This window comes from Aromatoleum evansii (genome assembly GCF_045689615.1).
In the GTDB taxonomy this organism is placed as follows: domain Bacteria; phylum Pseudomonadota; class Gammaproteobacteria; order Burkholderiales; family Rhodocyclaceae; genus Aromatoleum; species Aromatoleum evansii.
The window spans coordinates 4,094,340-4,118,680 of the sequence record NZ_CP141259.1 but is presented as its reverse complement, the minus strand read 5'-3'; the positions used below and the strand labels follow the sequence as shown (position 1 = coordinate 4,118,680).

Sequence of the window (24,341 nt, the reverse complement as noted above, 5' to 3'; positions counted from 1 at the left end):
GAAATATAAATTTGAGCAAATCCAATTCCCCGCGCGCCGGCGGCCGGGTCCGGTGTCCGGCCGCCGCGGCGAGCCTTAGCGCAGGTTGGACGAGGTGAACAGCACGACCTGGTCCGACACGAAATTCACCTGCACGTAGCGAGCATCGTTGCCCCAGGTGCAGCTCTTCACCGCGAGCAGGTCGCTGCACTTGTCGGGGGCGCCAAGCAGTTGTTTGACTTCGCCATAGCTCATTCCCATCTTGAGCTTGTCGTAGTTCTCCACGGTGAGCTTGCTGCAGGCGCCCAGTGCGAGGGCGAGGGTGGCGAGGCCGAGGAATGCGGAGCGTTTCATCTGGTTGTTTTTCCGGTTGCAGGGTGGGCCATGTAACCGAAGCTTAATCCATCGGTCACGGTTTTTTCGTTTCAGGCCGTTAGCGTTCGGGTTCATGAGAGACGTCGATTTCGTGACCGAAGAACGTTGTCTGCGGCCCAGCCTGCGCATCGCACTGGTGACCGAGACCTGGGCGCCGGAGATCAACGGCGTGGCGATGACGCTGGGGCGCATGGTCGATGGCCTGATCGCGCGCGGGCACCGGGTGCAGCTCGTGCGACCGCGCCAGGCCCTGTCCGAGCAGGCTGCGGACGGGCCGGGCTTCGAGGAGGTGCTCGCGCCCGGCATGAGGATACCGAAGTACGACGGGCTGCGCTTCGGCCTGCCGGCGCGCACGCGGCTCTTCCGCCTGTGGTCGCGGCAGCGGCCCGACATCGTGCATGTGGCGACCGAAGGGCCGCTGGGGTGGTCGGCGGTGTCGGCGTCGGTGCGCCTGGGTATTCCGGTGAGTTCGGACTTTCATACCAACTTCGACAGCTACAGCGCGCATTACGGCGTCGCCTGGTTGGAGCGTCCGGTCGCCGCGTGGCTCAAGCGCATGCACAACCGCACCGCGCTGACCCTCGTGCCGACGCGCGCGATGGCGCAGGCGCTGCGCGAGCGCGGCTACCGCTCGGTGGAGGTGGTGGCGCGGGGCGTGGATACGGCGCTCTTCACGCCGGAGCGGCGTAGCGAGGCGTTGCGCGGGCAATGGGGGGTGGGCGCGGAGGGCCTCGCGGTGGTGTGGGTCGGGCGCGTTGCGCCGGAGAAGAACCTGCCGCTGGTGCTCGAGGCTTTCGCGGCGATCCGCCGCCGGCACCCGGCCGCGCGCCTCGTGATCGTGGGCGACGGGCCGCTGCGCAAGTCGCTGCAGGCCGCCAATCCCGACGTGGTGTTTGCCGGCGCGCGCCGCGGCGAGGACCTGGCCGCGCACTATGCCTCGGGGGATCTGTTCCTGTTTCCCAGCCTGTCGGAAACCTGGGGCAACGTGACGCCGGAGGCGATGGCGAGCGGACTGTGCGTGGTGGCCTACGAGTGCGCGGCGGCGGCGGAGGTGATTGCGAACGGCTGTGACGGCCTGCTGGTCCGCCCGGGGGCGGCGGCGGCCTTCGTCGCCGAATCGCTCGTCGCCGCGGGCGACGCCGGGCTGCGCGCGCGCATGGGGCTGGCGGCGCGCCGGCGCAGCGAATCGCTCGACTGGGAACGCATCCACGACCGCTTTGCGGCGCTGCTACAGGGCGTGGTGGACGACGCGCAGGATGCGCTTCCCGACCTCCTTCCCGTCAAGGCGACGGTGCGCTGACGATGCCCCAGGTACGCTCCGTTTTCATCTCCGACGTCCATCTCGGCACGCGTGCGTGCCAGGCCGAGCGGCTGCTCGACTTCCTGCGCGAACATCCCTCGGACTACCTCTACCTGGTCGGCGACATCGTCGACTTCTGGGCCATGAACCGCGGCATTCAGTGGAGTGCGACGCAGAACACCGTGGTGCAGAAGGTGCTGCGCCGCGCGCGCCAGGGCTGCAAGGTGTTCTTCATCCCCGGCAACCACGACGAGGCCCTGCGCGAGTACGTGGGAATCGCGTTCGGCGACATCCGCGTGGAGTCGGAATGGGTGCATGAGGCGGCGGACGGGCGCCGCTACTGGCTCGTGCATGGCGACGAGTACGACCAGGTCACGCGCCACCATCGCTGGGTCGCGCTGCTGGGCGACGTGGCGTACAACGCGCTGGTGCGCATCAACCTGTGGCTGTCGCGCCTGCGCCGCCTGCTGCGCCGGCCGGGTTATTGGTCGCTGGCGGGCTTTGCGAAGCAGAAGGTGAAGCGCGCGGTGAACTTCATCTTCGACTTCGAGGCCTCGATCGCTCATGCGACGCGCCGCAAGGGGCTTGACGGCGTGATCTGCGGCCACATCCACTGGGCGGCGGACAGTGAGATCGAGGGCGTGCGCTACCTGAACTGCGGCGACTGGGTGGATAGCTGCACCGCGATCGTCGAGCATCTCGACGGGCGCATGGAGGTGGTGCGCTGGGGCGTGCCGCTCGCCTACGGCGCGGCGCAGCCGGTGTTCGAGCGGGCCGAACTGCCGGGGCTGGTCACGGCCCGCATGGCCGATCCGGCGGCATCGGGCGAGGTGCGTCGGCGGGCGCCCTGACCCGATCAACTGCATGAACGGATCGTAGGGCGGAAAAGCGCAGCGCCTTCTGCCGTGCTGCGATCACGCTCGCACGTCTCGCATTCGGCGGATAACGCCTTCGGCTCATCCGCGCCACAAAGCTGCTCAGTCGTCCTTCAGCCACTCCGGCAGCGTGCGGTTGCCGGCATTCTCCTGCACGTACTGACGGATCAGGCGGCGCACGACCTGCGAGGGCGTCAGATCCTTGCTGGCGCAGATCTCCTCGAAGAGCCGTTTCTTCTCCGGGTCGATCAGCAGGGTCAGGCGGGCAGTTCGGTTCTCTTTCATCACGCATTGGCGATTGCGGCAATTAACATCAAATTAACATTGAAAGCGGTATTGGTATTAATGTAGTGTGCAGCAGATACGAACGCAATGACGCATCTCGAGGAGTCCTGCCGGTGGGTGAAAGGGAAGCGGTTCGCGATTGCTGCGTAGCGCCGTCCGAACGTGTGCGGCACCCGGCGGGTGCGTGCTCCGTCGGCCGGGATCACCGCTGACACCGGGGGAGGGCGCGTGCTGGTTCTCGACTGGATCCTGATCGTCGTAGCGGGCTGGCTCGCGCTGGGGTTCGCCGGGATCGCGGCCTTGCGCAACACCGCGTTCGTCGCCCGCGTGCTGTTCCCGGCCGGGGCCGTGCTGGCGGCCGCGCTCGCGGGACTCGCCGCCGCTGCGCTGGCCGACACCCCGGAGACCGCGGTGCTCGCGCTGGGCCTGCCCGACCTGCCTTTCCACCTGCGCCTCGACGGGCTGTCGGCCTTCTTCCTGTTCGTGATCGGCGCGACCTCCGTCGGCATCTCGGTCTTCGCCGCGGGCTATTTCCGCCACGGCGAGGGCACGCCGCCCGGACTGATGTGCCTCGAGTACCACCTCTTCCTCGCCAGCATGGCGATGGTCGTGCTGGCCGACGACGCCTACGCCTTCATGGTGATGTGGGAAACGATGGCGCTGTCGTCGTTCTTCCTCGTCACCGCGAACCACCGCGTGCCGGCGATCCGCGAGGCGGGTTTCCTGTACCTGCTCATCGCCCACATCGGCGCGATCGGAATCCTGCTGTGCTTCGGCGTGCTGCAGGCCAACACCGGCGACTACACCTTCGCCAACATGCGCGCACAGTCGCTGTCGCCGCTGTGGGCATCGGCCGCCTTCCTGCTCGCGACGCTCGGCTTCGGCGCCAAGGCGGGCATCCTGCCGCTGCACGTGTGGCTGCCGGAGGCCCATCCGGCGGCGCCGTCGCCGGTGTCCGCGCTGATGAGCGCCGTGATGCTGAAGACCGCGATCTACGGCCTGCTGCGCGTGAGCTTTGACCTCCTCGGTGCGCAGCAGTGGTGGTGGGGCGTGCTGCTGCTGGCGGTCGGCCTCGCGACCGCGCTGTACGGCGTCGTGTTCAGCGCGGTGCAGACAGACATGAAGCGCCTGCTCGCGTATTCGTCGATCGAAAACATCGGCCTGCTCTTCGTCGGCATCGGCCTCGGCGTGCTGTTCAACGCCTACGGCATGAAGGCGCTGTCGGCGCTGGCGCTCACGGCGGCGCTGTACCACGTCCTCGCCCACGCCTTCTTCAAGAGCCTGCTGTTCCTCGCCACCGGCTCGGTGCTGCACTCGACCGGCGAGCGCAGCCTCGGCAAGCTCGGCGGCCTGATGCGGCGCATGCCCTGGGTGGCGTGGCTGTCGCTCGTTGGCGTGCTGGCGAGTTCGGGCCTGCCGCCGTTCTCGGGATTCGTGTCGGAATGGCTGCTGCTGCAGAGTTTCCTGTTCACGACGGGACTGCCGGATTCCTTCCTCAACATGCTGGTGCCGGTGCTCGCGGCGGGCATCGCGCTGGTTGCCGCGCTCGCCGGCTACACGATGGTGAAGTTCTTCGGCGTGATCTTCCTCGGCCAGCCGCGCGAGCCGAAGCTCGCCGACGCGCATCCGGCGTCGCCGCTCGAGCGCGCAGGCCTCGTCTGGCTGGCTGCGGGCTGCGTGCTGCTGGGCCTGTTCCCGGTGGCGGCGATCGGCCTCATCGACCCGGTCACGCAACTGCTGGTGGGCGGCGGTATCGCCGAGACGGTGCGTGCGAACGGCTGGCTGCTGCTGTCGCCGAGTTCACCCGAGCGTGCGAGCTACAGCCCGCTGGTATTCCTGCTGGTCGTCAGTGTCGCGGTGCTGCTCGCGGTCGTGCTCGTGCGCAAGTTCTATCACGGGCGCCTGCGCCGCGCGCCGGCATGGGACTGTGGCTATCCGGCGCAAACAGCGCGCATGCAGGATTCGGCCGAGGGCTTCGGCCAGCCGATCCGCCAGATCTTCGAACCCTTCTTCCGCTTGCGGCGCGAGCTGCCGTCGCCGTTCGACGCGAAACCGCACTACCGCGTCACGATCGAGGACCATTTCTGGCACTGGCTCTACCTGCCGGTCGCGCGGCTCACGGCCGGCATCGCGCGTGGCGTGGGGCGGCTGCAGCAGGGGCGCATCGCGATCTACCTGCTGTACAGCTTCGTGACCCTGATGGTCCTGCTGCTGGTGGTGAAATCATGAGCATCGTCGGCCTGTTCGCGCAATTGCTCGCGGTCATCCTCGCGCTGGCGCTGGCGCCCCTGCTGACGGGGTGGGTGAACCAGTGGCGTGCATGGCTGCAGAACCGGCGCGCGCCGGGTTTGCTGCAGCCCTACCGCGTGCTGCACAAGTTGTTCAACAAGGAGTCGGTCGTCGCGGAGCACGCCTCGCCGATCTTCCGCGTCGCGCCCTACATCATGTTCGGCTGCATGGCGCTCGCGTGCGGCATCGCGCCGACGCTGTCGACCGACCTGCCGCTGGCGCCCGCGGCCGACGCGATCGCGCTGGTCGGCCTGTTCGCGCTGGCGCGGGTGTTCATCTCGCTCGCGGCGATGGACATCGGCACCTCCTTCGGCACGCTGGGTGCGCGGCGCGAGATGCTGATCGGCTTCCTCGCCGAGCCGGCGCTGCTGATGGTGCTGTTCTCGGCCTCGCTGATCACGCAGTCGACCTCGCTCGCGATGATCGTCGAAACGCTCGCGCACCAGCCCTTCGCGATCTATCCGAGCCTGGCGGTGGCGGGCGTCGCCTTCACGATGGTGTCGCTGGCGGAGAACGCGCGCGTGCCGGTCGACAACCCCGCCACCCACCTGGAACTGACGATGATCCACGAGGCGCTGATCCTGGAATATTCGGGGCGCCATCTGGCGCTGGTCGAATGGGCGGCGTCGCTGAAGCTGTTCGCGTATTCGTGCATCGGCCTCGCGCTGTTCGTGCCGTGGGGCGTGGCCGAGGCGGGGACGCCGATCGCGATCCTGTTCGCGATCCCGATGCTGGTCGTGAAGCTCGCGGTCGGCGGTGTGCTGCTTGCGCTGATCGAGACGATCAACGCGAAGATGCGCCTGTTCCGCGTGCCGGAGTTCCTCGCGACGGCCTTCCTTCTCGCGGTGATCGCGCTGCTGGTGCATGTGCTGCTCGGAGCCTAGGCACTCATGAACACGCTTCTCGCCCAATCGATCAACCTCTTCGCCGTCGTGCTGCTGGTGCTCGCGTTCGCGATGATCGCGCAGCGCCGCATCCTCACGCTGATCCACCTGTTCACCCTGCAGGGCGCGGCGCTCGCGGCGGCGACGCTGATCGTCGGCTATCTCACCGGCCAGCACCACCTGTACTTCTCCGGCGTGCTGACCTTCGTGCTGAAGGTGGTCCTGATACCCATCCTGCTGCACCGGGTGATCCGGCGCCTGAACGTGCGCTGGGACGTCGAGACGCTGTTCAACATCCCGACGACGATGCTGATCGGCATCGTGCTGGTGATCTTCGCCTTCAACCTCGCCGCGCCGATCGCCGGGCTGTCGGCGTCGGTCGCGCGCGGCACGCTCGGCATCGCGCTCGCCTGCGTGCTGTTGTCCTTCCTGATGATGATCGTGCGCGCCAAGGCGGTGCCGCAGGTGATCGGCTTCCTGTCGATGGAAAACGGCCTGTTCTTCGCGGCCACCGCGGCGACCAGCGGCATGCCGATGATCGTCGAGCTGGGCATCGCGTTCGACGTGCTGGTGGGCATCCTGATCCTCGGCGTGTTCATGTTCCAGATCCGCGAGCAGTTCGACAGCCTCGACATCCGCCATCTCGAAAAGCTGAAGGAAGACTGATGGATCCCCTCGCCCTCGTCCTCGCGATTCCGCTGCTGGGCGGCGTGCTGCTCGGCTTGTGGGGCCACCGCGAGCGGGCCGGGGACCTGAACGCGGGCGTGAGCCTGCTCACGCTGGCCGCGTCCGTGTGGCTCACGGTGATCGTCGTGCGCGACGGGCCGCTCACGGTGTGGGGCGAGTGGTTCTTTGTCGATCCGCTGAACGTCTTCCTCGTCACCCTGACTGCCTTCGTCGGCTTCACGACTTCGCTGTTCTCGCGGCCCTACATGCGCATCGAGCGCGACCACGGCAAGATGACGCCCGGGCGCATGCGGCTGTTCCACAGCATGTACCAGCTCTTCAACGGCATGATGCTGGTGGCGCTGACGACCAACAACCTCGGCATCCTGTGGGTGGCGATGGAGGCGGCGACGCTGACGACGGTGCTGCTGGTGTCGGTGTATCGCACCCCGGCGAGCCTCGAGGCGGCGTGGAAGTACTTCATCCTGTGCGGCGTGGGCATCGCGCAGGCGCTGTTCGGCACGATCCTGCTCTACCTCGCGGCCGAGCGCGCGATCGGGGGCGGCGAGAGCGCGCTGTTGTGGACGCACCTGGCGCAGTCCAAGCACCTGCTCGATCCCGGCATCCTGTCGCTGGCCTTCGTGTTCCTGCTGCTCGGCTATGGGACGAAGGTGGGCCTGGTGCCGGTGCACAACTGGCTGCCCGACGCCCATGCGGAAGGCCCGACGCCGATCTCGGCGGTGCTGTCGGGCCTGCTGCTGAACGTCGCGCTGTACGCGCTGCTGCGCTGCAAGGTGCTCGCCGACGGGGCGCTCGCGAACGGTCTGCCGGGGCGGATGATGATCGGCTTCGGCCTCGTCACGGTCGTCGTCGCGGCCTTCTTCCTGTCGCGCCAGCGCGACGTCAAGCGCATGTTCGCGTACTCGTCGATCGAGCACATGGGGCTGATGACCTTCGCCTTCGGCTTGGGCGGCCCGATCGCGAACTTCGCGGGATTGCTGCACATGACGGTGCATGCGCTGGTGAAGTCCGCGATCTTCTTCGCCGTCGGGCACGCCGCGCAGAAGGCCGGGTCGCAGGCGATGGAGGACATCCGCGGCCTGCTGAAGGTGAGTCCGACGGTCGGCTGGGGCTTGATGCTCGGCTCGCTGGCGATCCTCGGCATGCCGCCCTTCGGCGTGTTCGCGAGCGAGTTCCTGATCCTGACGACGGCGATGCGCGAGGCGCCGTGGGCCACGCCCTTCCTGCTCGTGGCGTTGGGCGTCGCGTTCGCGGCGATCTTCGGGCGCGTGCAGCCGATGGTGTTCGGCGAGACCTCGCTGCGCCCGCTCGCCCATCCGCCGGCGCTGCTGCCGGTGTTCGTCCATCTCGGGCTCGCGCTGATGCTGGGGCTCTACATCCCGCCCTACCTCGACGGCTGGTACCGGCAGGCGGCCCAGATGATCGGAGGCTGACCATGGACTTTTTCGGACTCGATTGCCGCTTCGAACGGCTCGACGCGCCGCTGCCGATCTTCGGCGCGCGGGTGCATGCCGCGCAGTGGAGCGCGCTCGCGCTGGCCGTGGCGGAGGCCAGGGGGCGGCTCGTGAGCCTGTGGGGCAGCGATGAGCGTGCCGCGGGCGACGGCTTCGCGGTGTCGGCGGCATACGCGACCGCGGACGGACTGCTGTGGGCGAAGCTCGGGCTGGAGGCGGAAAGGCCTGATTACCCGGACATCTCGCGCTTCTTCCCCGCCGCGATCCGCATGCAGCGCGCCGCGCGCGACCTGGTCGGCGTCGAGGCCGACGAGGCGAGCGACGTCCGCCCGTGGCTGCGTCACGGCGCGTGGCCGGCGGACTATTTCCCGCTGCGCCTCGAGCACACCGGCCAGGAGCGTTTCGAGGCGCAGGCCGATGCCTACCCCTTCGTCCTCGTCGAAGGCGATGGCGTGCATGAGATCCCGGTCGGGCCGGTGCATGCCGGCACGATCGAACCGGGGCATTTCCGCTTCTCGGTCGTGGGCGAGAAGGTGCTGCGGCTCGAGGAGCGGCTCGGCTACAAGCACAAGGGCATCGAGCGCCGCTTCATGGGCATGGATACCGACGAGGGCGCGCGTCTCGCCGGGCGGGTGTCGGGCGACAGCACCGTTGCGTATGCCTGGGCCTACGCGATGGCGGCCGAATCGCTGGTCGGCGTGAAGGTGCCCGAGCGCGCGGCCTGGCTGCGCGCGCTGATGCTCGAGCGCGAGCGCGTCGCGAACCATCTCGGCGACCTCGGCGCGCTCGGCAACGACGCGGCGTTCGGCTTCGCCCTCGCACAGTTCTCGCGCCTGCGCGAGGACTGGCTGCGCCTGAACCGCGAGTGCTTCGGCCATCGCCTGATGATGGACTGCGTGCGTCCCGGCGGGGTCGCGCGCGATCTCGACGCGGACGGCTGCTCGCAGCTGCGCCGCCAGGTGACGGCGATCGCGCGCGAAGTCGCCGAGCTGAAGGACATCTACGAGGAGCACGCCGGTCTGCAGGACCGTCTCGTCACGACCGGCCGCGTCACGCCGGAGCTCGCACAACGCCTTGGCCTGACGGGGCTCGCCGGACGGGCGAGCGGGCAGACGGCCGACCTGCGCGCGGACTTCCCGTGGCCGCCCTACGACGGCCTCGCGGTCGCGGCCCGCACGCATCGCAATGGCGACGTCGCGGCCCGTGTCGCGATGCGCTTCGAGGAATGCTTCGAGTCGCTGCGGATGATCGATGCGCTCGCCGCCGGGCTGCCGGGCGGGGTGGTCCATGAGCCGGTGCTGGCGATGCGGGACGGCGTCGGGGCCGGTTGGGTCGAAGGCTGGCGCGGCGAGGTGTTCGTCGCGCTGGAGACCAACGCGCAGGGGCGCATCGCGCGCTGCCACTGTCACGATCCTTCATGGCAGAACTGGCCGGTGCTTGAGCACGCGATCATCGGCAACATCGTTCCGGACTTCCCGCTGATCAACAAGTCCTTCAATCTCAGCTATTCGGGGCAGGATCTGTAATGTGGCACATCCTGAAGTACATCGCCCGCCGCGGTCGTGTCACCGAGCCGGCGCCCGAACCGCTGGCGGGCACGCACCGCCGCGCGCACCCGATCCATGACGAGATTCTCGCGATCCTCGGCCGCGCGCTGGCGATCCGGCACGTCGATGCCGGGTCGTGCAACGGCTGCGAGCTCGAGATCAATGCGCTGAACAACCCCTACTACAACATCGAGGGCCTCGGCATCCGCTTCGTCGCCAGCCCGCGCCATGCCGACATGCTGCTCGTCACCGGGCCGGTGTCGCGCCACATGGAGGTCGCGCTGCGGCGCACCTACGACGCGACGCCGGCGCCCAAGCTCGTCGTCGCGGTGGGCGACTGCGGCTGCAACGGCGGGATCTTCGGCGAGAGCTATGCGAGTTGCGGCGGCGTGGCCAACGTGATCCCGGTGGACGTGACGGTGCCGGGCTGCCCGCCGCCGCCGGCGGACATCCTGGCGGGAATTCTCGCCGCGGTGCAGGCGCGGCCGCCGAGTGAGGCGGGCGAGGCGGTGCCTGCGGATTTCGCGCCCGGATTCAACTGACGCCTCTCCGGGGCGCTATTAACCCGGCAACCAAATACCGTTCGGGCTGAGCTTGTCGAAGCCCTGCCAATGCCCTTCGACAAGCTCAGGGCGAACGGGGGCGCTATTCGATTGCCCTGTTAACAGCCGGGCAATCAGCCGCCCGCAATCTTCATCGCGAGCCGCGCGACGGCGGCGCCGACCGCTTCAACCGACGTCCGCACGCGCGCATCCTGCAGCTGACCTTCCGTGTCGAAGGCGCTATCCGCCTTGGGCACGCCGACCTGATCCGGCACGACGAGGAAGCCGAGGTTGGAGAGGTATTGCCTCGTGTGCTGCAGCGAGCGGATGCCGCCGAGCACGCCGGGCGAGGCGGCGACGATGCCCGCGGGTTTGCCGCGCACATGCACCGTGCCGGGCTTGCCCGAGCCGTCGGGCAGGGGGCGCGAGAGCCAGTCGAAGGTGTTCTTCACCAGCGGCGGGAAGAAGCCGTTGTATTCGGGTGTCGCCAGCAGCAGGCCGTGATGTTCGGCGAACAGGGCCTGCAGGCGTGCCGCGGCGGGCGGGATGCCCTCGGCGGCTTCGAGGTCACCGTCATAGAGCGGCATCTCGTGGTCGCGCGGCTCGTACAGCGTGACTTCGGCGCCGGCCGCCCGCGCACCGCGCACGAGCACGGCGAGCAGCTTGCGGTTCCAGGAATCCCGGCGTGCGCTGCCGGGCATGGCGAGGAGTCGGACGGTAGGCATCGGGGCGTCTCCTGGGTGGTGGCCTTGTGTTGATGGAATATCCACTTACGATCGGCGGACGCCCCCGCAGTTCATTTCCTGCGTGCCTGCCACCACGTGTCGAGGCTCCACGCGCCTGCGCCATGTACCGCCAGCATCAGCATCCCGCCCGCGATCGCGAGGTTCTTCATGAACATGATGGACTGGATCTGGTTCGCGAAATCGGTATGGAAGAACAATGCGCTGAGGATGCAGAAGGCGGCCAAGCCGGCCGCCGCGAGCCGGGTGAGGGCGCCGAAGAGGATGCCCAGGCCGCCGCCGAGTTCGGCAAAGATCACGAGCGGCAGCAGGGCGCCGCTGACGCCCATTGACGCCATGTACTGCTGCGTGCCGGCGTAGCCGGCGCCGAGCTTGCCCCAGCCGGCGACGATGAAGATCAGCGCGAGAAGAATGCGCGCGACGAGCGCGGTTGCGTCTTTCATCGACTTCTCCTTGTAGTAAGGGCGTGGTGCCCTTCTAAGGATGTAGTCGAAATGCGACGCATTTGCAGGCCATTCCGGCGCGGAACGGCCTGCGGAGGGGGATTATTTCGGGATCTTCACTACGTGCAGCAGGTTGGTGCTGCCGCTGCGGCCGAAGGGCAACCCGGCGATGATCACCACGTCGTCGCCGGGCTGGGCGAAGCCGTGCGTGACGACCGCGGCGCTGGCGTGCTCGACCATCTCGGCGACGTCATGCACGTCCTCGAAGGGCACCGGATGCACGCCCCACACCAGCGCGAGGCGGCGGGCGGTGGCGAGCTGCGGCGTGAGGCCCAGGATCGGCGTGCTCGGGCGTTCGCGGCTGGCGCGCAGGCAGCTGAAGCCGCTGCTGGAGTAGGCGACGGTGGCCGCCGGGTTCAGCAACGCGGTGACGCGGCGCAGCGCGCAGCAGATGGCCTCCGGCGTGTTTGCCTGCGCCGGCATGTGGCTGGCCTCCAGCCCCGCGCGCCAGTCGGGGTCCTGCTCGACCTCGGTGATGATGCGATCCATGATCGTGACCGCCTCCACCGGGTACTGGCCGGACGCCGATTCTGCCGACAGCATCACCGCGTCGGCGCCATCGTAGATCGCGGTGGCGACGTCGGAGGCCTCGGCACGGGTGGGCACCGGCGCGCTGATCATCGATTCGAGCATCTGCGTGGCCACCACCACCGGCTTGCCGGCGGCGCGGGCGGCGCGGACGATGCGCTTCTGCAGGATGGGCACCTGCTGCGGCGGCAGTTCGACACCGAGGTCGCCGCGCGCGACCATGACACCGTCGGCCAGCGCGACGATCTCGTCCAGGCGCTCGATCGCGGCGGGCTTTTCCAGCTTGGCCATGATCCACGCGCGGTCGCCGACGATCTCGCGCGCCTCGCGGACGTCCTCGGGGCGCTGCACGAACGAGAGCGCGACCCAGTCGACGCCCAGCGACAGGCCGTAGTCGAGGTCGGCGAGGTCCTTGGGCGTCAGCGGCGAGATCGGCAGGACGACGCCGGGCACATTCACGCCCTTGCGGTCGGACAGCGGGCCGCCGACCAGCACGGTGGTGTCGGCGAAGTCCGGGCCGAAGGCCTCGACGCGCAGGCGCAGTTTGCCGTCGTCGAGCAGCAGCTCGGTGCCCGTTTCGAGGGCGGCGAAGATCTCGGGGTGGGGCAGATTGGCGCGCGTGGCGTTGCCCTCGCTCGCGTCGAGGTCGAGGCGGAAGCGGCTGCCGGCGGCGAGCATGACCTTGCCTTGCGCGAGCTTGCCGATGCGCAGCTTCGGGCCTTGCAGGTCCATCAGGATGCCGATCGGACGACCGACCTCGCGCTCGATGGCGCGGATCTGGCGCAGCCGCTCGGCGTGGTCGGCATGGCTGCCGTGGCTGAAGTTCAGGCGGAACACGTCGGCGCCGGCCTCGACGAGCGCGCGGATGCGCTCGGGGGTGGAACTCGAAGGGCCGAGCGTCGCGAGGATGCGCGACTGGCGGTGGCGTCTCATGGGTGTCTCCTCGTTGTTCTGTGGTGGTGCTCGCAGGGATACGTAGGGCGGGAGGAGCGAAGCGCATCCCGCCACGCGGCGGTCGAGACACTTCCGGCCGTTGGGATTGGCGGGATGCGCTTCGCTTTCCCGCCCTACATTCCTTGTCCGATCAGACGATGGCCGCGATGCCTGCGCGGGCGATCTGCGCGTCGTCGGAGGCCTTGACGCCCGACACGCCGACCGCGCCGATCACAACGCCATCGACGACAATGGGCTCGCCGCCTTCCAGCGGCACGACCGGCATCGCCAGCGCCGCGAAGCGGCCGCCGTTGATCATATCCTCCAGCGCCTTGCTGGGCTTGCCCGCCATCACGCTGGTGCGCGCTTTTTCAGGCGCGATCAGCGAACTCGAGAGCGGTGCGCCGTCCAGGCGCTGTAGCCACAGCGCGTGGCCGCCGGCGTCGCACACGGCGATCGTCACGGCCCAGCCGTTCCTGAGCGCTTCGGCTTCGGCGGCTGCGGCGATGCGCTTGACGTCGTCGAGGGTGAGTGCCTTGATGGTTTTCATGAGTGTTCTCCTGTGTTTGGCAGTGTGTCGATTGATCGTAGGGCGGGAGGAGCGCAGCGCATCCCGCCAGCGTGGGTGCAGCCTCGATCGCCGATCGGCGGGATACGCCTTCGGCTCCTCCCGCCCTACGGGTCGGTGGTTTACAGCACGACGATCGCCCGGAAGTCGTTCACATTGGTCAGCGTCGGCCCGGTCACGAGCGAGTCGCCGAGCGCCTCGAAGAAGCCGTGGCCGTCGTTGTTCGCGAGGCTGTCGCGCGGGCGGATGCCCTGTGCCCAGGCACGCTTCAGGGTGTCGGGGGTGACGAAGGCGCCGGCGATCTCTTCGAGTCCGTCCACGCCGTCGGTGTCGCCCGCGACCGCGTGCACGCCCGGCTCGCCATCCAGCGCGACCGCGAGCGAGAGCAGGAACTCGACGTTGCGTCCGCCACGCCCGTTGCCGCGCACCGTGACGGTCGTCTCGCCGCCCGACAGCAGCACGCAGGGCGCGGCCACTGGCTGGCGGTGACGGCGCGCCTGCAGCGCGATGCCGGCCATGACCTTGCCGACGTCGCGCGCTTCGCCTTCGATGCTGTCGCCCAGCAGAACCGGCGTGAAGCCGGCGCAGGCGGCGACCTTCGCGGCGGCTTCGAGCGCCATCTGCGGCGTGGCGATGAGCGTGGTCGTGACGCGAGCGAGGCGTGCGTCGCCCGGCTTGATCGATTCACCCGCGCCGCTTTCGAGCAGCGCGCGCGCCGCGGCCGGGAGATCGATGCCGTAGCGGGCGACGATCTCCAGCGCGTCGGCGCAGGTGGTCGGGTCGCCGACGGTGGGGCCGGAGGCGATGTCGATCGGGTTGTCGCCGGGCACGTCGGAGATCAGCAGGTTCACGACGCGCGCCGGATGACAGGCCGCGGCGAGCCGTCCGCCCTTGATCGCTGAGAGGTGGCGGCGCACGCAGTTCATCTCGGAGATCGTCGCGCCGGATTTCAGCAGCGCGCGGTTGATCGCCTGCTTGTCCTCGAGCGTGACGCCTGCGGCCGGCAGCGGCATCAGCGCCGAGCCGCCACCCGAGATCAGGCAGATCACGAGGTCGTCCGCGGTGAGGCCCTGCACCGTCTCCAGCATGCCGCGCGCGGCGGCGAGGCCGTTGGCGTCGGGCACGGGGTGGGCCGCCTCGACGATGGTGATGCGCTCGCACGGCACGGCGTAGCCGTAGCGGGTGACGACGAGGCCGGAAATCGGCCCCGGCCAGTTGCGTTCCAGCGCCTGCGCCATCGCCGCCGAGGCCTTGCCGGCGCCGATGACGATGGTGCGGCCCTTGGGCGGCGCGGGCAGGTGGCGCGGGATGCAGCGTTCGGGCTGGGCGGCCTGCACCGCCGCGGTGAACATCTCCCGCAGCAGGGCGCGGATGTCGGTTTCAGTGCTCATGGCAGGATCCGTATCGGGGAAGAAGGGCTGGATGGGCGGCGGAGCTATCAACTTGGCAATCAAAATGTTTGAAGTCTGTTCGGGCACCTTGTTCCTCCCCCTTCAAGGGGGGCGGAACAGGGGTTTCGGCGAGCACAGCTCGCCGCCTGTGGAGCGGCGAGGCGCAGCCGAGACTACCGGTTAGGAGGGGGATGGGTTTCTGCCACGCCTACGTAACCCATCCCCACCCCAACCCGGGAGTCTCCGCTTCGCTCCGCCGCTTCGGCGGCGCAGAGTGATGCTCCGCGAAACCCCGCCTCCGCCCCCTTGAAGGGGAGGGAGCGAACGTGCATCACACAACCTAAAGTCACGTTAATAGTCTGAGCTGACCGGATGTTCGCCCGCGCGGGGTGCGGGGACCATCCGGTATTACGCGTATGCGCATACCGGGACCGTGCCGGCCGCGCATGGACCACTCACTGCCCAATCTCGAAGTTGGCCATCTTCTCCAGCGCCTGCACCATCGCCGAATGATCGCGGCCGGCCCCGCCGTGCGCGGCGCAGGCGTTGAAGAGCTCCTGCGCCGTCGCGGTGTTGGGCAGCGACATGCCGATCTGGCGCGCAACCGTCAGCGCGAGGTTCAGGTCCTTCTGGTGCAGCTCGATGCGGAAGCCCGGGTCGAAGGTGCGCTTGATCATGCGCTCGCCGTGCACCTCGAGGATGCGCGAGGAGGCGAAGCCGCCCATCAGCGCCTCGCGCACGCGGGCCGGGTCGGCGCCGTTCTTCGCCGCGAACAGCAGCGCCTCGGCGACCGCCTCGATGTTGAGCGCGACGATGATCTGGTTGGCGACCTTGCAGGTCTGGCCGTCGCCGTTCTTGCCCACCAGCGTGATGTTCTTGCCCATCAGCTGGAACAGCGGCAGCGCCTTCTCGAAGGTGGAGTGCTTGCCGCCGACCATGATCGACAGCGTCGCCGCCTTCGCGCCGACCTGGCCGCCCGAGACCGGCGCGTCGAGGTACTCGCAGCCGAGGTCGTTGATGCGCTGCGCGAACTGCTTGGTCGCGACCGGGCTGATCGAGCTCATGTCGATCACGATCTTGCCCGGCGAAAGGCCTTCCGCGACGCCGTTGGCGGCGAACAGCACCGCCTCGACGTCGGGGGTGTCGGGCACCATGACGATGATGAAGTCCGACTGCTGCGCGACTTCGCGCGCGGTCTCGCACACGGTGGCGCCGGCGTCGACGATCGGGCGCGGCACCTTGCCGTGGGTGTTCACGAACAGCGTGTGGCCGCCGTCGATGAGGTGCTGCGCCATCGGGGCGCCCATGATGCCGAGTCCGATGAATCCGATGTTTGCCATGATTGTTTCTCCTTTCCTTTTATATGTGATGTGGTCTCTGTCGTGGTCGGGGGCTTTCGTAGGGCGGGAGGAGCGTTAGCGCATCCCGCCACGCGGCGTACGTTGCGGCACGGCCGGCGGGATGCGCTGCGCTCCTCCCGCCCTACAAGGGCTCTAGCGCGTCAGCGCCTCGATCCAGCCTAATCCTTCGCGCGTCGTCGCGGCCGGCTTGTATTCGCAGCCGATCCAGCCCTCGTAGCCGCTGCGGTCGATGAAGTCGAACAGGTAGCGCCAGTTGATCTCGCCCGTGCCCGGCTCGTTGCGGCCGGGGTTGTCGGCGAGCTGGATGTGGGCGATCTGCGGCAGGAAGCGCTTGATCGTGTTCGCCAGTTCGCCTTCCATCCGTTGCGCGTGGTAGATGTCGTACTGGATGAAGAGGTTGTCCGAGCCCACTGCTTCGAGGATCTCGGCGGCCTGCGCGGTGCGGTTGAGGTAGAAGCCGGGGATGTCGTAGGTGTTGATCGGCTCGACCAGCAGGCGGATGCCCGCTCCCTTCAGCTCGCCCGCGGCGAAGCGCAGGTTCTCGATGAAGGTCTCGCGCACGCGGCCCGCGTCGACCCCGGCCGGCGTCTTGCCGGCGAGGCAGTTCACCTGCCTGCAGCCGAGCGCCTGGGCGTACTCGATGGCACGGCCGACGCCGTCCTGGAATTCGCCGACGCGCGTCGGATCGCAGGCGATGCCGCGCTCGCCGGCGTCCCAGTTGCCGGCGGGCAGGTTGTGCAGCACCTGCGTCAGGCCGTAGCGATCGAGCTTCTCGGCGAGTTCATCCTTGCGGAAGGCGTAGGGGAAGAGGTACTCGACACCCTTGAAGCCGGCGTCGGCAGCCGCCTCGAAGCGGTCGAGGAAGCCGACCTCGTTGAAGAGCATCGTCAGGTTGGCAGCGAATTTAGGCATGTTCAGGTTCTCTCGAAGTGGTTCGATTCATGGGTGATCTCGGCGCCGGGTGGCGGGATGCGCTTCGCTCCTCCCGCCCTACGGTTCTCGCGGTCTCGTAGGGCGGGAGCCATCCCGCCGCAGCGGCGTTTCCGTTCCGGCCTCAATCGAGCAGCGCCACTGCGGTCGGCGCGTCCTCGCGCCTTTCGGCCAGCGCCTCGAATTCGTTGATCGCGTTGATCTCGGTGCCCATCGCGATGTTGGTCACGCGTTCGAGGATGATCTCGACCACCACCGGCACGCGGAACTCCTCCATCCACGCCTTGGCCTGGGCGAAGGCGGGGCCGATGTCCTCGGGTTTCCTCACGCGGATCGCCTTGCAGCCCAGCCCTTCGACCACGCCGACGTGATCCACGCCATAGCCTTCGGTCTCGGGCGCGTTGATGTTCTCGAACGCGAGCTGCACGCAGTAATCCATGTCGAAGCCGCGCTGCGACTGGCGGATCAGTCCGAGGTAGGCGTTATTCACGACCACGTGGATGTAGGGCAGCTTGAACTGCGCGCCCACCGCCAGCTCCTCGATCATGAATTGGAAGTCGTAGTCGCCCGAGATCGCGACGACCTTGCGCTTCGGGTCCGCGGCGCACACGCCGAGGGCCGCCGGCACGGTCCAGCCGAGGGGGCCGGCCTGGCCGCAGTTGATCCAGTGGCGCTCCTTGTACACGTGCAGGAACTGCGCCGCGGCGATCTGCGACAGGCCGATCGTCGTCACGTAGCAGGTGTCGCGGCCGAAGGACTTGTTCATCTCCTCGTACACGCGCTGCGGCTTCATCGGCACCTCGTCGAAGTGCGTCTTGCGCAGCATCGTGCGCTTGCGGCCCTGGCATTCCTCGACCCACTGGCGGCGGTCGGGCAGGCGGCCTTCCGCCTTCATCTCGCGGGCGACCTCGATCAGGCGGTCGAGCGCCGCGCCGGCGTCCGAGACGATGCCGTAGTCCGGCCCGAACACGCGGCCGATCTGGGTCGGCTCGATGTCGATATGCACGAACTTGCGGCCCTCCGTGTACACCTCGACCGAGCCGGTGTGGCGGTTTGCCCAGCGGTTGCCGATGCCCATCACGAAGTCGGACGCGAGCATCGTCGCGTTGCCGTAGCGGTGCGAGGTCTGCAGGCCCACCATGCCGGCCATCAGCGCGTGGTCGTCGGGGATCGAGCCCCAGCCCATCAGCGTCGGGATCACCGGCACACCCATGATCTCGGCGAATTCCTGCAGCTTCGCGGCGGCGTTGGCGTTGATCACGCCGCCACCCGAGACGATCAGCGGACGCTCGGCGGCGTTCATCATCGCGATCGCCTTTTCGGCCTGCGCGCGGGTCGCGGCGGGCTTGTACGCCGGCAGCGGCTCGTAGGTGTCGATGTCGAACTCGATCTCGGCCATCTGCACGTCGAAGGGCAGGTCGATCAGCACCGGGCCGGGGCGGCCCGAGCGCATGATGTGGAAGGCCTGCTGGAACACGCGCGGCACCTGCGCCGGCTCGCGCACCGTCACCGCCCACTTCGTCACCGGCTTGGCGATGGACTCGATATCGACCGCCTGGAAGTCCTCCTTGTACAGGCGGGCGCGCGGCGCCTGGCCGGTGATGCAGAGGATGGGTATCGAATCGGCCGATGCCGAGTACAGACCCGTGATCATGTCGGTGCCCGCCGGGCCCGAGGTGCCGATGCACACGCCGATGTTGCCGGCCTTGGTGCGGGTGTAGCCCTCGGCCATGTGGGAAGCGCCCTCGACGTGGCGGGCGAGGTAGTGCCTGAAGCTGCCGTCCTTGCGCAGCGCCGAGTACAGCGGGTTGATCGCCGCGCCGGGGATGCCGAACAGCGTCGTGATGCCTTCCTTGCGCAACACTGCCGCGGCGGCGTCGACTGCTCTCATGCGGGCCATGGTGTCTCCTCCTGTTTCCGTTTCGGCTCGAGGCCGTTGATTGACGTTGGATGCAGGATAGGGAGGAACGCAGCCGGAATGAATTGGAGTGGGGGTCCTTTCTGTCGATACTTCAAGTATCGAATGCGGCTCCGCCGGGGCGCGCGGAAATGAAAAGCCCCCGGCGGGCTGCCGGGGGCACGGGGCGGCGTCGTGCCGTCGCGATCAGTGGCTGACTTCGTGGCCGATGATGCCGCCGACGGCTGCACCGCCGACCGCGCCGGCCGTCGAGCCGGTCACCGCGTGGCCGACGCCCGCACCGACCGCGGCGCCGAGGATGGTGCCGCCGGTGGTCGAGCAGGCCGACAGGCTGAAGGCGGCGGCCACGATGACGAGTATCGATTTCAGGCTATGGCTGTTCATGATCTCCTCCTTGCGGAAGGCCGGCCCGCCCGCCGGTTCGGCCGGCGGGCCGGTTTGCCGCGCTTACTTCGGCGGTTCGCTGCCGGTCGCGGGTGCGGCCGGCGGTGCGGATGTCGCGTCGCCCGTCGGCGGCGACGACGTGGCCGGCGGTGTCGACTCGCTCGGCGTTGCCGGCGGAGTCGTCATCGGCGGCGCGCTGGTCGCCGGCGCGGAAGACGGCGGCGGCACCGCTGACCCGCTTTCCTCCTTGCCGCAGGCCGCCAGCAGCAGCGGCGCCATCAGCGCCGCGACCAGCAGCGGGCGGGCAAGCTTGCGGGAAGTTTTCGTGGTGCTCATGGCGTTCTCCTGTGTGTCGGGTTTCATTTCAGACGGATGTCGTTCTTCACCGAGGTCACGCCCTTCACGTTGCGGGCGAGCTGCACGGCGCGGTCGATCTCCTGCGGGTTGTTCGCGAAGCCCGAGAGCTGCACGGCGCCCTTGAAGGTCACGACCTTGATGTCCAGGGCGTTGACCGCCTTGTCCTCGACGAAGGCCGCCTTGACCTTGGTCGTGATCACGCTGTCGTCGATGTATTCGCCGGTGCTTTCGCGCGTCGGCGTGCCGCCGCAGGCCGTCAATGCAGTCAGTACTGCGACGAGCAGGGTCGTTCTGGCGATTGTGCGGTTCATGATGCGTCCTCCTCTTCATCGTTGGTCAGGCACTGCCGCCCTTGCCGGGCTGGGGTGCCGCGCCGCGGTTCTTCTCCTGCAGCGTGCGGATGAGCCCGTCGGGCCCGCCCTTGGAGAGCTCGCTCGCGAAAGTGCCGCGGTAGTTCGTCACCAGGCTCACGTTGTCGATGCTCACGTCGAACACCTTCCACTGGCCGGCGTTCTTCGTCAGGCGGTAATCCACCGCGATCGGCTGGCCGCCCGGCTGGTTGATCTGCGTGCGTACCATCGCCGCACCGTCCTCGCGGCCCGGGGTCGCCGGCTTGTAGCTCACCGTCTGGTTCTTGTACGAGGTCAGCGCGTTGGCGTAGGTGCGCACCAGCAACGTGCGGAACTCGCGGGTCAGCGCCTCGCGCTGCTCGGGCGCCGCCTGGCGCCACCCCTGGCCGACTGCCAGGCTGGTCATGCGCGGGAAGTCGAAGTGGGGGCCGATCTTTTCCTCGATCAGCGTCATCGCCTTGCGCTGGTCGCCGGCCTGCAGCGCCTTGTCCTCGCGCAGCACGGTCAGCACGTCCTCGGTCACGCCCTTCACGAGCGCGTCGGGGCTGGATTCCTGCGCGTGGAGCGCCACGGGCGCCAGCATCAGCGGCAGGCAGACGAGACAGGTTCGCAGTGTTCGGATCATGGAAGGTCTCCTTGCAGTGAATGGCGGTGGTTCGGGGGAACCGCCCGGCGGGTCGGCGGCGGACGCAGGCTCGTGCGAGTCGCGCCCCCTCCGTGCCGTGCCCGGCGAGATTCAGCCGACGCCGGCCGCGCTTACTGTTTCGAGCGTTTCGCCTTGTCGGCCGCGCTCCACTCGACCAGCGAGATCTTTCCGTTGCGGTCGGTGTCCATCGAATCAAAGTCCGCCTTGGTCTCGGCCGAGCGCTTGCTCTCGTCCTTCGAGATCTGCCCGTCCTTGTCCTTGTCGAGTTCCTTGAACATCGGCGGCAGCTCGGTGCGGCCAGCCTCGGGCGCCACACCCTGGGAGGGGGGCTTCGCCGGGTCGGCCGGCGTTGCCGGTTGGGCCGGTGTCGCGCGCTGGGCCGGTACCCCGGTGTCGGTTGGCATCGCGGGCGTGGCCGGCGTTGCGCGCTGGGCAGGTGTCGCGGGTTGGGCCGGTTCTGCGGCGGTCGCCGCGAGGGGCAGGGCGGTCGCGGCCGTTACGGCGAGCACGGTAAGAATGTTTTTCATCGCTGTTCTCCTGCTGTTGTGGGGCTATCGTTCGTTCGCGGCCCCGCCGGGCAGTGCTGCTTCGCGCCATGTGCGGGGCTCGCTGCGAGCAAGACCCATGTTAGGGATCGAGCCGGGGAGGGTCTGTCGGACGAGGCGGAATCGCGTGTAGGACGATTCCTGCAAGACGCAGGGCGCACGCGCGCCGTCGTGGAGATTCGCCATGAAACTGATCAAGCCCTTAGGGGCGTCCTTTCCTGCGTCCCTGCGCGCATACGCGCGCGCCGAACGCATTGCGCGCTTCGGCCGCCACGGCCTGCTGGCCCTGGGCTGCGCGCTGGTGCTGTCGCTGTTCGGCTCGAGTTTCTGGCAGGCGGGCACCAGCCTGCGGGCGCTCGGGGATCTGCAGCTGCACGCCGAGCGCACCGGCCGCGTCGACAGCCTGATGATCCAGCTCGTCGAAGCGGAGAACGGTGTGCGCGGCTACCTGCTCACGCGCAACCGTGCCTACCTCGAGCCTTACCTGAACAGCCTCGCGACCGTCACCTACACGCTGGACGACATCCACCTCGACCTCGGCAAGGGGCCGGAGAGCGAGCAGCTCCTCGCCCAGCTCACCGGGCTCATCACCCTGCGCATGCGCATCCTCTCCGACGAAGTCGAGCGCGGTCAGCTCGTCGACCGCTCGGCCTCGGCGGAAGGGCGGCGCTACATGGACGACATCCGCAAGACGCTGGGCGAGATCAAGCGTCGCACGCGCGCGCAGGGGCAACAGTCCTTCGAGGCGTCGATCTCCCACGTCGACCGCACGCGCTGGGTCGTCGCGACGCTGGCGGGCGGCGCGCTCGCGCTGCTGCTGATCCTGTTCCTCGTGCTGCGTGCGCAGGTGCGCCTGCGCGAACAGATCGCGCGGCTGCTGGCGCAGGAGAACGTCCGCCTCGAGCGGCAGGTTCGCGCCCGCACGGCCGAACTCTCGGACCTCGCGAGCTACCTCACGAACACGCGCGAGGCGGAAAAGGCGCGCCTCGCACGCGAGCTGCACGACGAGCTGGGCGCGCTGCTCACCGCCGTGCGCATGGATGTGGCGTGGATCGCCCGCAAGCTCGAACCGGCCGCCCTCGCGCCGCACCGCGAACGCTTCGACCGCCTGCTGCGCACCCTCGACAGCGGCATCGCGCTCAAGCGCCGCATCATCGACGACCTGCGTCCGCCGCTGCTGCAGGAGCTGGGCCTCGTCGCCGCGCTGCGCACGCTGGGCGAGGAATTTGCGAAGAATGCCGGCGTCGAAGTCGCACTCGACCTGCCCGACGCCGATCTGCCCCTGCCGCCCGAAATCTCGCTCGCGCTCTTCCGCATCGCACAGGAAGCGCTGACCAACGTACGTCGCCATGCGCATGCGCAGCGTGTCGAGCTGTCACTGCAGATTACGCCCGGGTACATGCAGCTCGTGGTCGCGGACGATGGCGCCGGCTTCGATGCCGATGCAGCGCGCGGGCGCCACGGCCTGGCCGGGATGCGCCATCGCGTGCAGATGTTCGCCGGCGAACTTGTAATCGACAGCGGTCACGGACAGGGCACGCGCATCCGCGCGAGCCTGCCGCACGAGCACGAGGTGCAGGGGGAGCCGGCCGCCGACGCGGCTCAGTGAGTCTCCATGGACGCGCGCCGAACGGCCTCGACGTAGTCGAGCAGGGCATCCATCTCCAGCGCCTTGTCGAAGAAGCGATCCACCCCCAGCGCACGGCAGCGCTCGCGCAGGTGCGCATGGGCGTGGTTGGTGAACACCGCCGTCGCCGGCCGGCCGTAGCATTCCGGCTTCGCCCGCAGCGCCCGCAGCACCCCGAGCCCGCTGCCTTCACGCAGGTTGAGGTCGACGATCGCCAGGTCGGGCCGCCGCTCCTGCAGCGCCTGCAACGCCTCCGCCTCGTCGCCCGCGACCGCCACCACCGCGACGCCCTCCAACTCCTCCAGCATCGCGCCGAGCAGGCTGCCGAGGAGCGGCGAATCCTCGATCAGCAGCACCTTCAGCGGCGGGTAGGTCGTGTGCGCCATCATGCGTCGCCCTCACTCGACCAGCAGCCCCTGCCGGATCGCATAGGCCGCCAGTTCCGCATTGCTCGCCACCTCCAGCTTCTCCAGCACGCGCGAGCGGTAGGTGCTCACGGTCTTCACGCTCAGCACCAGCGAATCCGCGATCTCCGTCACCGACTCGCCCCGCGCCAGTCGCAGGAACACCTGCAGCTCGCGGTCCGACAGCGACTCGTGCGGCGGCGCCGTGCCGCCCCCCGCCAGCTCCTCCGCGAGCAGCTCCGCGGTGCGCGCCGACACGTAGCGCCGCCCGTCCGCCACGGTGCGGATCGCGCGGATCAACTCCTCGCGCTCGCAGTCCTTGCACAGGTAGCCGTCCGCGCCGCTGCGCAGCAAGGCCATCGCATAGCGGTCCTCGGGAAAGCCCGACAGCACCAGCACCCGCACCCCCTCGAAGCGCTGGCGGATCGCGCGCAGCACATCGACCCCGCTCTGGCCGGGCAGGGCGAGGTCCAGCAGCACGACGTCGGCGCCCGTCTCGCGCAGCGCGTCCAGCGCGTCCTCGCCCGAGGCGGCCTCGAAGGCGATCTCCAGGTCCAGCTCGTCCGCAAGCATCTCGCGGAAGCCCGCGCGCACGATCTGGTGGTCATCGACGATGGCGATTCTGAGCATGCAGTCTCCCGAAGTGGCACCTGCGGGTTTAGTCCGCCGATGTCCGCTTGCGTTCGCGTCCTCTCTTTCGCGCCCGCACGTCATGTAGGGCAGGAGGAGCGCAGCGTATCCCGCCAGTCCAACGTACGGGGGAGGTTCCAGCGCTGTCTGGCGGGATACGCCTTCGGCTCCTCCCGCCCTACGTTCCGTGCCTGCGACAGGTGTGTCGGAACGCGGAGTCCCTCGTAGGGCGGGAGCAGCGTAGCGTATCCCGCCACGCGGCGTTCGGGCGGTCTCTGGCGCTTCGATTGGCGGCGCCCTTGCCAA

The 24,341-nt window shown here is 68.7% G+C and carries 26 protein-coding genes; 9 read left to right on the top strand and 17 right to left on the bottom strand.

Annotated features, from left to right (window positions below):
- Window positions 1–75 precede the first annotated feature (75 nt).
- Window positions 76–333, bottom strand: coding sequence for a DUF3862 domain-containing protein (locus U5817_RS19275; protein WP_169126244.1), 258 nt, complete (start codon window positions 331–333; stop codon window positions 76–78).
- Window positions 334–427: 94 nt separating this feature from the next.
- On the opposite strand from U5817_RS19275, the gene U5817_RS19270 reads away from it, so the two are divergent.
- Together U5817_RS19270 and U5817_RS19265 are read left to right on the top strand one after the other, a co-directional pair.
- Window positions 428–1,654, top strand: coding sequence for a glycosyltransferase family 4 protein (locus tag U5817_RS19270; protein WP_407278475.1), 1,227 nt, complete (start codon window positions 428–430; stop codon window positions 1,652–1,654).
- A 2-nt stretch (window positions 1,655–1,656) separates the two neighbouring features.
- Complete coding sequence (locus U5817_RS19265; RefSeq protein ID WP_169132714.1) at window positions 1,657–2,505, top strand: UDP-2,3-diacylglucosamine diphosphatase; 849 nt, start codon at window positions 1,657–1,659, stop codon at window positions 2,503–2,505.
- 126 nt (window positions 2,506–2,631) lie between these two features.
- On the opposite strand, the gene U5817_RS19260 is transcribed toward U5817_RS19265, so the two are convergent.
- A complete protein-coding gene (locus U5817_RS19260; protein ID WP_169132713.1) occupies window positions 2,632–2,814 on the bottom strand; it encodes a CopG family transcriptional regulator in 183 nt (60 codons plus the stop codon).
- A 228-nt stretch (window positions 2,815–3,042) separates the two neighbouring features.
- Between U5817_RS19260 and hyfB the strand changes: the two genes are divergently transcribed.
- The 6 genes from hyfB to U5817_RS19230 are packed head-to-tail and all read left to right on the top strand — an operon-like array spanning window position 3,043 to window position 10,217.
- Complete coding sequence (gene hyfB, locus U5817_RS19255; RefSeq protein ID WP_407278474.1) at window positions 3,043–5,043, top strand: hydrogenase 4 subunit B; 2,001 nt, start codon at window positions 3,043–3,045, stop codon at window positions 5,041–5,043.
- Complete coding sequence (locus U5817_RS19250) at window positions 5,040–5,987, top strand: respiratory chain complex I subunit 1 family protein (protein WP_407278473.1); 948 nt, start codon at window positions 5,040–5,042, stop codon at window positions 5,985–5,987. The genes hyfB and U5817_RS19250 overlap by 4 nt, the downstream gene beginning before the upstream one ends.
- 6 nt (window positions 5,988–5,993) lie before the next feature.
- A complete protein-coding gene (locus U5817_RS19245) occupies window positions 5,994–6,653 on the top strand; it encodes a formate hydrogenlyase (protein WP_407278472.1) in 660 nt (219 codons plus the stop codon).
- Entirely contained in the window at window positions 6,653–8,107 is a 1,455-nt protein-coding gene (locus U5817_RS19240; RefSeq protein WP_407278471.1) for a hydrogenase 4 subunit F, read from the top strand. The genes U5817_RS19245 and U5817_RS19240 overlap by 1 nt, the downstream gene beginning before the upstream one ends.
- Before the next feature lie 2 nt (window positions 8,108–8,109).
- Window positions 8,110–9,654, top strand: coding sequence for an NADH-quinone oxidoreductase subunit C (locus U5817_RS19235; RefSeq protein WP_407278470.1), 1,545 nt, complete (start codon window positions 8,110–8,112; stop codon window positions 9,652–9,654).
- Entirely contained in the window at window positions 9,654–10,217 is a 564-nt protein-coding gene (locus tag U5817_RS19230) for an NADH-quinone oxidoreductase subunit B family protein (RefSeq protein ID WP_407278469.1), read from the top strand. The genes U5817_RS19235 and U5817_RS19230 overlap by 1 nt, the downstream gene beginning before the upstream one ends.
- 134 nt (window positions 10,218–10,351) lie before the next feature.
- On the opposite strand, the gene U5817_RS19225 is transcribed toward U5817_RS19230, so the two are convergent.
- The 13 genes from U5817_RS19225 to U5817_RS19165 form a co-directional block, all read right to left on the bottom strand.
- Complete coding sequence (locus U5817_RS19225; protein WP_407278468.1) at window positions 10,352–10,942, bottom strand: NADPH-dependent FMN reductase; 591 nt, start codon at window positions 10,940–10,942, stop codon at window positions 10,352–10,354.
- A gap of 71 nt (window positions 10,943–11,013) precedes the next feature.
- Entirely contained in the window at window positions 11,014–11,403 is a 390-nt protein-coding gene (locus U5817_RS19220) for a DoxX family protein (protein ID WP_169132705.1), read from the bottom strand.
- Window positions 11,404–11,505: 102 nt separating this feature from the next.
- Window positions 11,506–12,924 carry a pyruvate kinase gene (gene pyk / locus U5817_RS19215; RefSeq protein ID WP_169132704.1) on the bottom strand — a complete coding sequence of 473 codons (1,419 nt, stop codon included), beginning with the start codon at window positions 12,922–12,924 and terminating at the stop codon, window positions 11,506–11,508.
- A 151-nt stretch (window positions 12,925–13,075) separates the two neighbouring features.
- Window positions 13,076–13,474 (bottom strand): GlcG/HbpS family heme-binding protein, encoded by a 399-nt coding sequence (locus U5817_RS19210; RefSeq protein WP_407278467.1) that lies wholly within the window; start codon window positions 13,472–13,474, stop codon window positions 13,076–13,078.
- 140 nt (window positions 13,475–13,614) lie between these two features.
- Window positions 13,615–14,883: a glycerate kinase gene (locus tag U5817_RS19205; RefSeq protein WP_169132702.1), complete on the bottom strand. Its 1,269-nt coding sequence runs from the start codon at window positions 14,881–14,883 to the stop codon at window positions 13,615–13,617.
- Between the two features lie 455 nt (window positions 14,884–15,338).
- Window positions 15,339–16,223, bottom strand: coding sequence for a 2-hydroxy-3-oxopropionate reductase (gene glxR, locus U5817_RS19200; protein ID WP_407278466.1), 885 nt, complete (start codon window positions 16,221–16,223; stop codon window positions 15,339–15,341).
- A 153-nt stretch (window positions 16,224–16,376) separates the two neighbouring features.
- Entirely contained in the window at window positions 16,377–17,156 is a 780-nt protein-coding gene (hyi, locus tag U5817_RS19195) for a hydroxypyruvate isomerase (RefSeq protein ID WP_407278465.1), read from the bottom strand.
- A 142-nt stretch (window positions 17,157–17,298) separates the two neighbouring features.
- A complete protein-coding gene (gene gcl, locus U5817_RS19190) occupies window positions 17,299–19,074 on the bottom strand; it encodes a glyoxylate carboligase (protein WP_169132499.1) in 1,776 nt (591 codons plus the stop codon).
- Window positions 19,075–19,278: 204 nt separating this feature from the next.
- Window positions 19,279–19,476: a glycine zipper 2TM domain-containing protein gene (locus U5817_RS19185; protein ID WP_169132498.1), complete on the bottom strand. Its 198-nt coding sequence runs from the start codon at window positions 19,474–19,476 to the stop codon at window positions 19,279–19,281.
- A gap of 63 nt (window positions 19,477–19,539) precedes the next feature.
- Window positions 19,540–19,812 carry a hypothetical protein gene (locus tag U5817_RS19180; RefSeq protein ID WP_407278464.1) on the bottom strand — a complete coding sequence of 91 codons (273 nt, stop codon included), beginning with the start codon at window positions 19,810–19,812 and terminating at the stop codon, window positions 19,540–19,542.
- A gap of 23 nt (window positions 19,813–19,835) precedes the next feature.
- Window positions 19,836–20,144 (bottom strand): BON domain-containing protein, encoded by a 309-nt coding sequence (locus tag U5817_RS19175; RefSeq protein ID WP_169132496.1) that lies wholly within the window; start codon window positions 20,142–20,144, stop codon window positions 19,836–19,838.
- A gap of 25 nt (window positions 20,145–20,169) precedes the next feature.
- Window positions 20,170–20,808, bottom strand: a complete 639-nt coding sequence (locus U5817_RS19170; protein ID WP_169132495.1) for a phospholipid-binding protein MlaC — start codon at window positions 20,806–20,808, stop codon at window positions 20,170–20,172.
- Between the two features lie 131 nt (window positions 20,809–20,939).
- The gene (locus tag U5817_RS19165; RefSeq protein WP_407278463.1) at window positions 20,940–21,356 is read right to left on the bottom strand and encodes a hypothetical protein; all 417 of its coding nucleotides are present in this window, start codon (window positions 21,354–21,356) and stop codon (window positions 20,940–20,942) included.
- Window positions 21,357–21,558: 202 nt separating this feature from the next.
- Here U5817_RS19165 and U5817_RS19160 point away from each other — a divergent pair, with 202 nt between their 5' ends.
- A complete protein-coding gene (locus tag U5817_RS19160; protein WP_407278462.1) occupies window positions 21,559–22,983 on the top strand; it encodes a CHASE3 domain-containing protein in 1,425 nt (474 codons plus the stop codon).
- Here the strand turns inward: U5817_RS19160 and U5817_RS19155 are convergent.
- A complete protein-coding gene (locus U5817_RS19155) occupies window positions 22,977–23,390 on the bottom strand; it encodes a response regulator (RefSeq protein WP_407278461.1) in 414 nt (137 codons plus the stop codon). The genes U5817_RS19160 and U5817_RS19155 overlap by 7 nt on opposite strands.
- 9 nt (window positions 23,391–23,399) lie before the next feature.
- Window positions 23,400–24,035 carry a response regulator gene (locus tag U5817_RS19150; protein ID WP_407278460.1) on the bottom strand — a complete coding sequence of 212 codons (636 nt, stop codon included), beginning with the start codon at window positions 24,033–24,035 and terminating at the stop codon, window positions 23,400–23,402.
- Window positions 24,036–24,341 lie beyond the last annotated feature (306 nt).

What these genes read in the sequence shown, in the direction of transcription:
- U5817_RS19230 (WP_407278469.1), top strand. Translation starts at nt 9,654, where the DNA reads ATGTGGCACATCCTGAAGTACATCGCCCGCCGCGGTCGTGTCACCGAG.
- U5817_RS19175 (WP_169132496.1), bottom strand. Translation starts at nt 20,144, where the DNA reads ATGAACCGCACAATCGCCAGAACGACCCTGCTCGTCGCAGTACTGACT.
- U5817_RS19205 (WP_169132702.1), bottom strand. Translation starts at nt 14,883, where the DNA reads ATGAGCACTGAAACCGACATCCGCGCCCTGCTGCGGGAGATGTTCACC.
- U5817_RS19260 (WP_169132713.1), bottom strand. Translation starts at nt 2,814, where the DNA reads ATGAAAGAGAACCGAACTGCCCGCCTGACCCTGCTGATCGACCCGGAG.
- U5817_RS19265 (WP_169132714.1), top strand. Translation starts at nt 1,657, where the DNA reads ATGCCCCAGGTACGCTCCGTTTTCATCTCCGACGTCCATCTCGGCACG.
- U5817_RS19185 (WP_169132498.1), bottom strand. Translation starts at nt 19,476, where the DNA reads ATGAACAGCCATAGCCTGAAATCGATACTCGTCATCGTGGCCGCCGCC.
- U5817_RS19275 (WP_169126244.1), bottom strand. Translation starts at nt 333, where the DNA reads ATGAAACGCTCCGCATTCCTCGGCCTCGCCACCCTCGCCCTCGCACTG.
- glxR (WP_407278466.1), bottom strand. Translation starts at nt 16,223, where the DNA reads ATGGCAAACATCGGATTCATCGGACTCGGCATCATGGGCGCCCCGATG.
- U5817_RS19235 (WP_407278470.1), top strand. Translation starts at nt 8,110, where the DNA reads ATGGACTTTTTCGGACTCGATTGCCGCTTCGAACGGCTCGACGCGCCG.
- U5817_RS19220 (WP_169132705.1), bottom strand. Translation starts at nt 11,403, where the DNA reads ATGAAAGACGCAACCGCGCTCGTCGCGCGCATTCTTCTCGCGCTGATC.
- U5817_RS19210 (WP_407278467.1), bottom strand. Translation starts at nt 13,474, where the DNA reads ATGAAAACCATCAAGGCACTCACCCTCGACGACGTCAAGCGCATCGCC.
- U5817_RS19180 (WP_407278464.1), bottom strand. Translation starts at nt 19,812, where the DNA reads ATGAGCACCACGAAAACTTCCCGCAAGCTTGCCCGCCCGCTGCTGGTC.
- U5817_RS19250 (WP_407278473.1), top strand. Translation starts at nt 5,040, where the DNA reads ATGAGCATCGTCGGCCTGTTCGCGCAATTGCTCGCGGTCATCCTCGCG.
- U5817_RS19160 (WP_407278462.1), top strand. Translation starts at nt 21,559, where the DNA reads ATGAAACTGATCAAGCCCTTAGGGGCGTCCTTTCCTGCGTCCCTGCGC.
- U5817_RS19155 (WP_407278461.1), bottom strand. Translation starts at nt 23,390, where the DNA reads ATGATGGCGCACACGACCTACCCGCCGCTGAAGGTGCTGCTGATCGAG.
- U5817_RS19240 (WP_407278471.1), top strand. Translation starts at nt 6,653, where the DNA reads ATGGATCCCCTCGCCCTCGTCCTCGCGATTCCGCTGCTGGGCGGCGTG.
- U5817_RS19245 (WP_407278472.1), top strand. Translation starts at nt 5,994, where the DNA reads ATGAACACGCTTCTCGCCCAATCGATCAACCTCTTCGCCGTCGTGCTG.
- pyk (WP_169132704.1), bottom strand. Translation starts at nt 12,924, where the DNA reads ATGAGACGCCACCGCCAGTCGCGCATCCTCGCGACGCTCGGCCCTTCG.
- U5817_RS19165 (WP_407278463.1), bottom strand. Translation starts at nt 21,356, where the DNA reads ATGAAAAACATTCTTACCGTGCTCGCCGTAACGGCCGCGACCGCCCTG.
- hyi (WP_407278465.1), bottom strand. Translation starts at nt 17,156, where the DNA reads ATGCCTAAATTCGCTGCCAACCTGACGATGCTCTTCAACGAGGTCGGC.
- U5817_RS19150 (WP_407278460.1), bottom strand. Translation starts at nt 24,035, where the DNA reads ATGCTCAGAATCGCCATCGTCGATGACCACCAGATCGTGCGCGCGGGC.
- U5817_RS19270 (WP_407278475.1), top strand. Translation starts at nt 428, where the DNA reads ATGAGAGACGTCGATTTCGTGACCGAAGAACGTTGTCTGCGGCCCAGC.
- U5817_RS19170 (WP_169132495.1), bottom strand. Translation starts at nt 20,808, where the DNA reads ATGATCCGAACACTGCGAACCTGTCTCGTCTGCCTGCCGCTGATGCTG.
- gcl (WP_169132499.1), bottom strand. Translation starts at nt 19,074, where the DNA reads ATGGCCCGCATGAGAGCAGTCGACGCCGCCGCGGCAGTGTTGCGCAAG.
- U5817_RS19225 (WP_407278468.1), bottom strand. Translation starts at nt 10,942, where the DNA reads ATGCCTACCGTCCGACTCCTCGCCATGCCCGGCAGCGCACGCCGGGAT.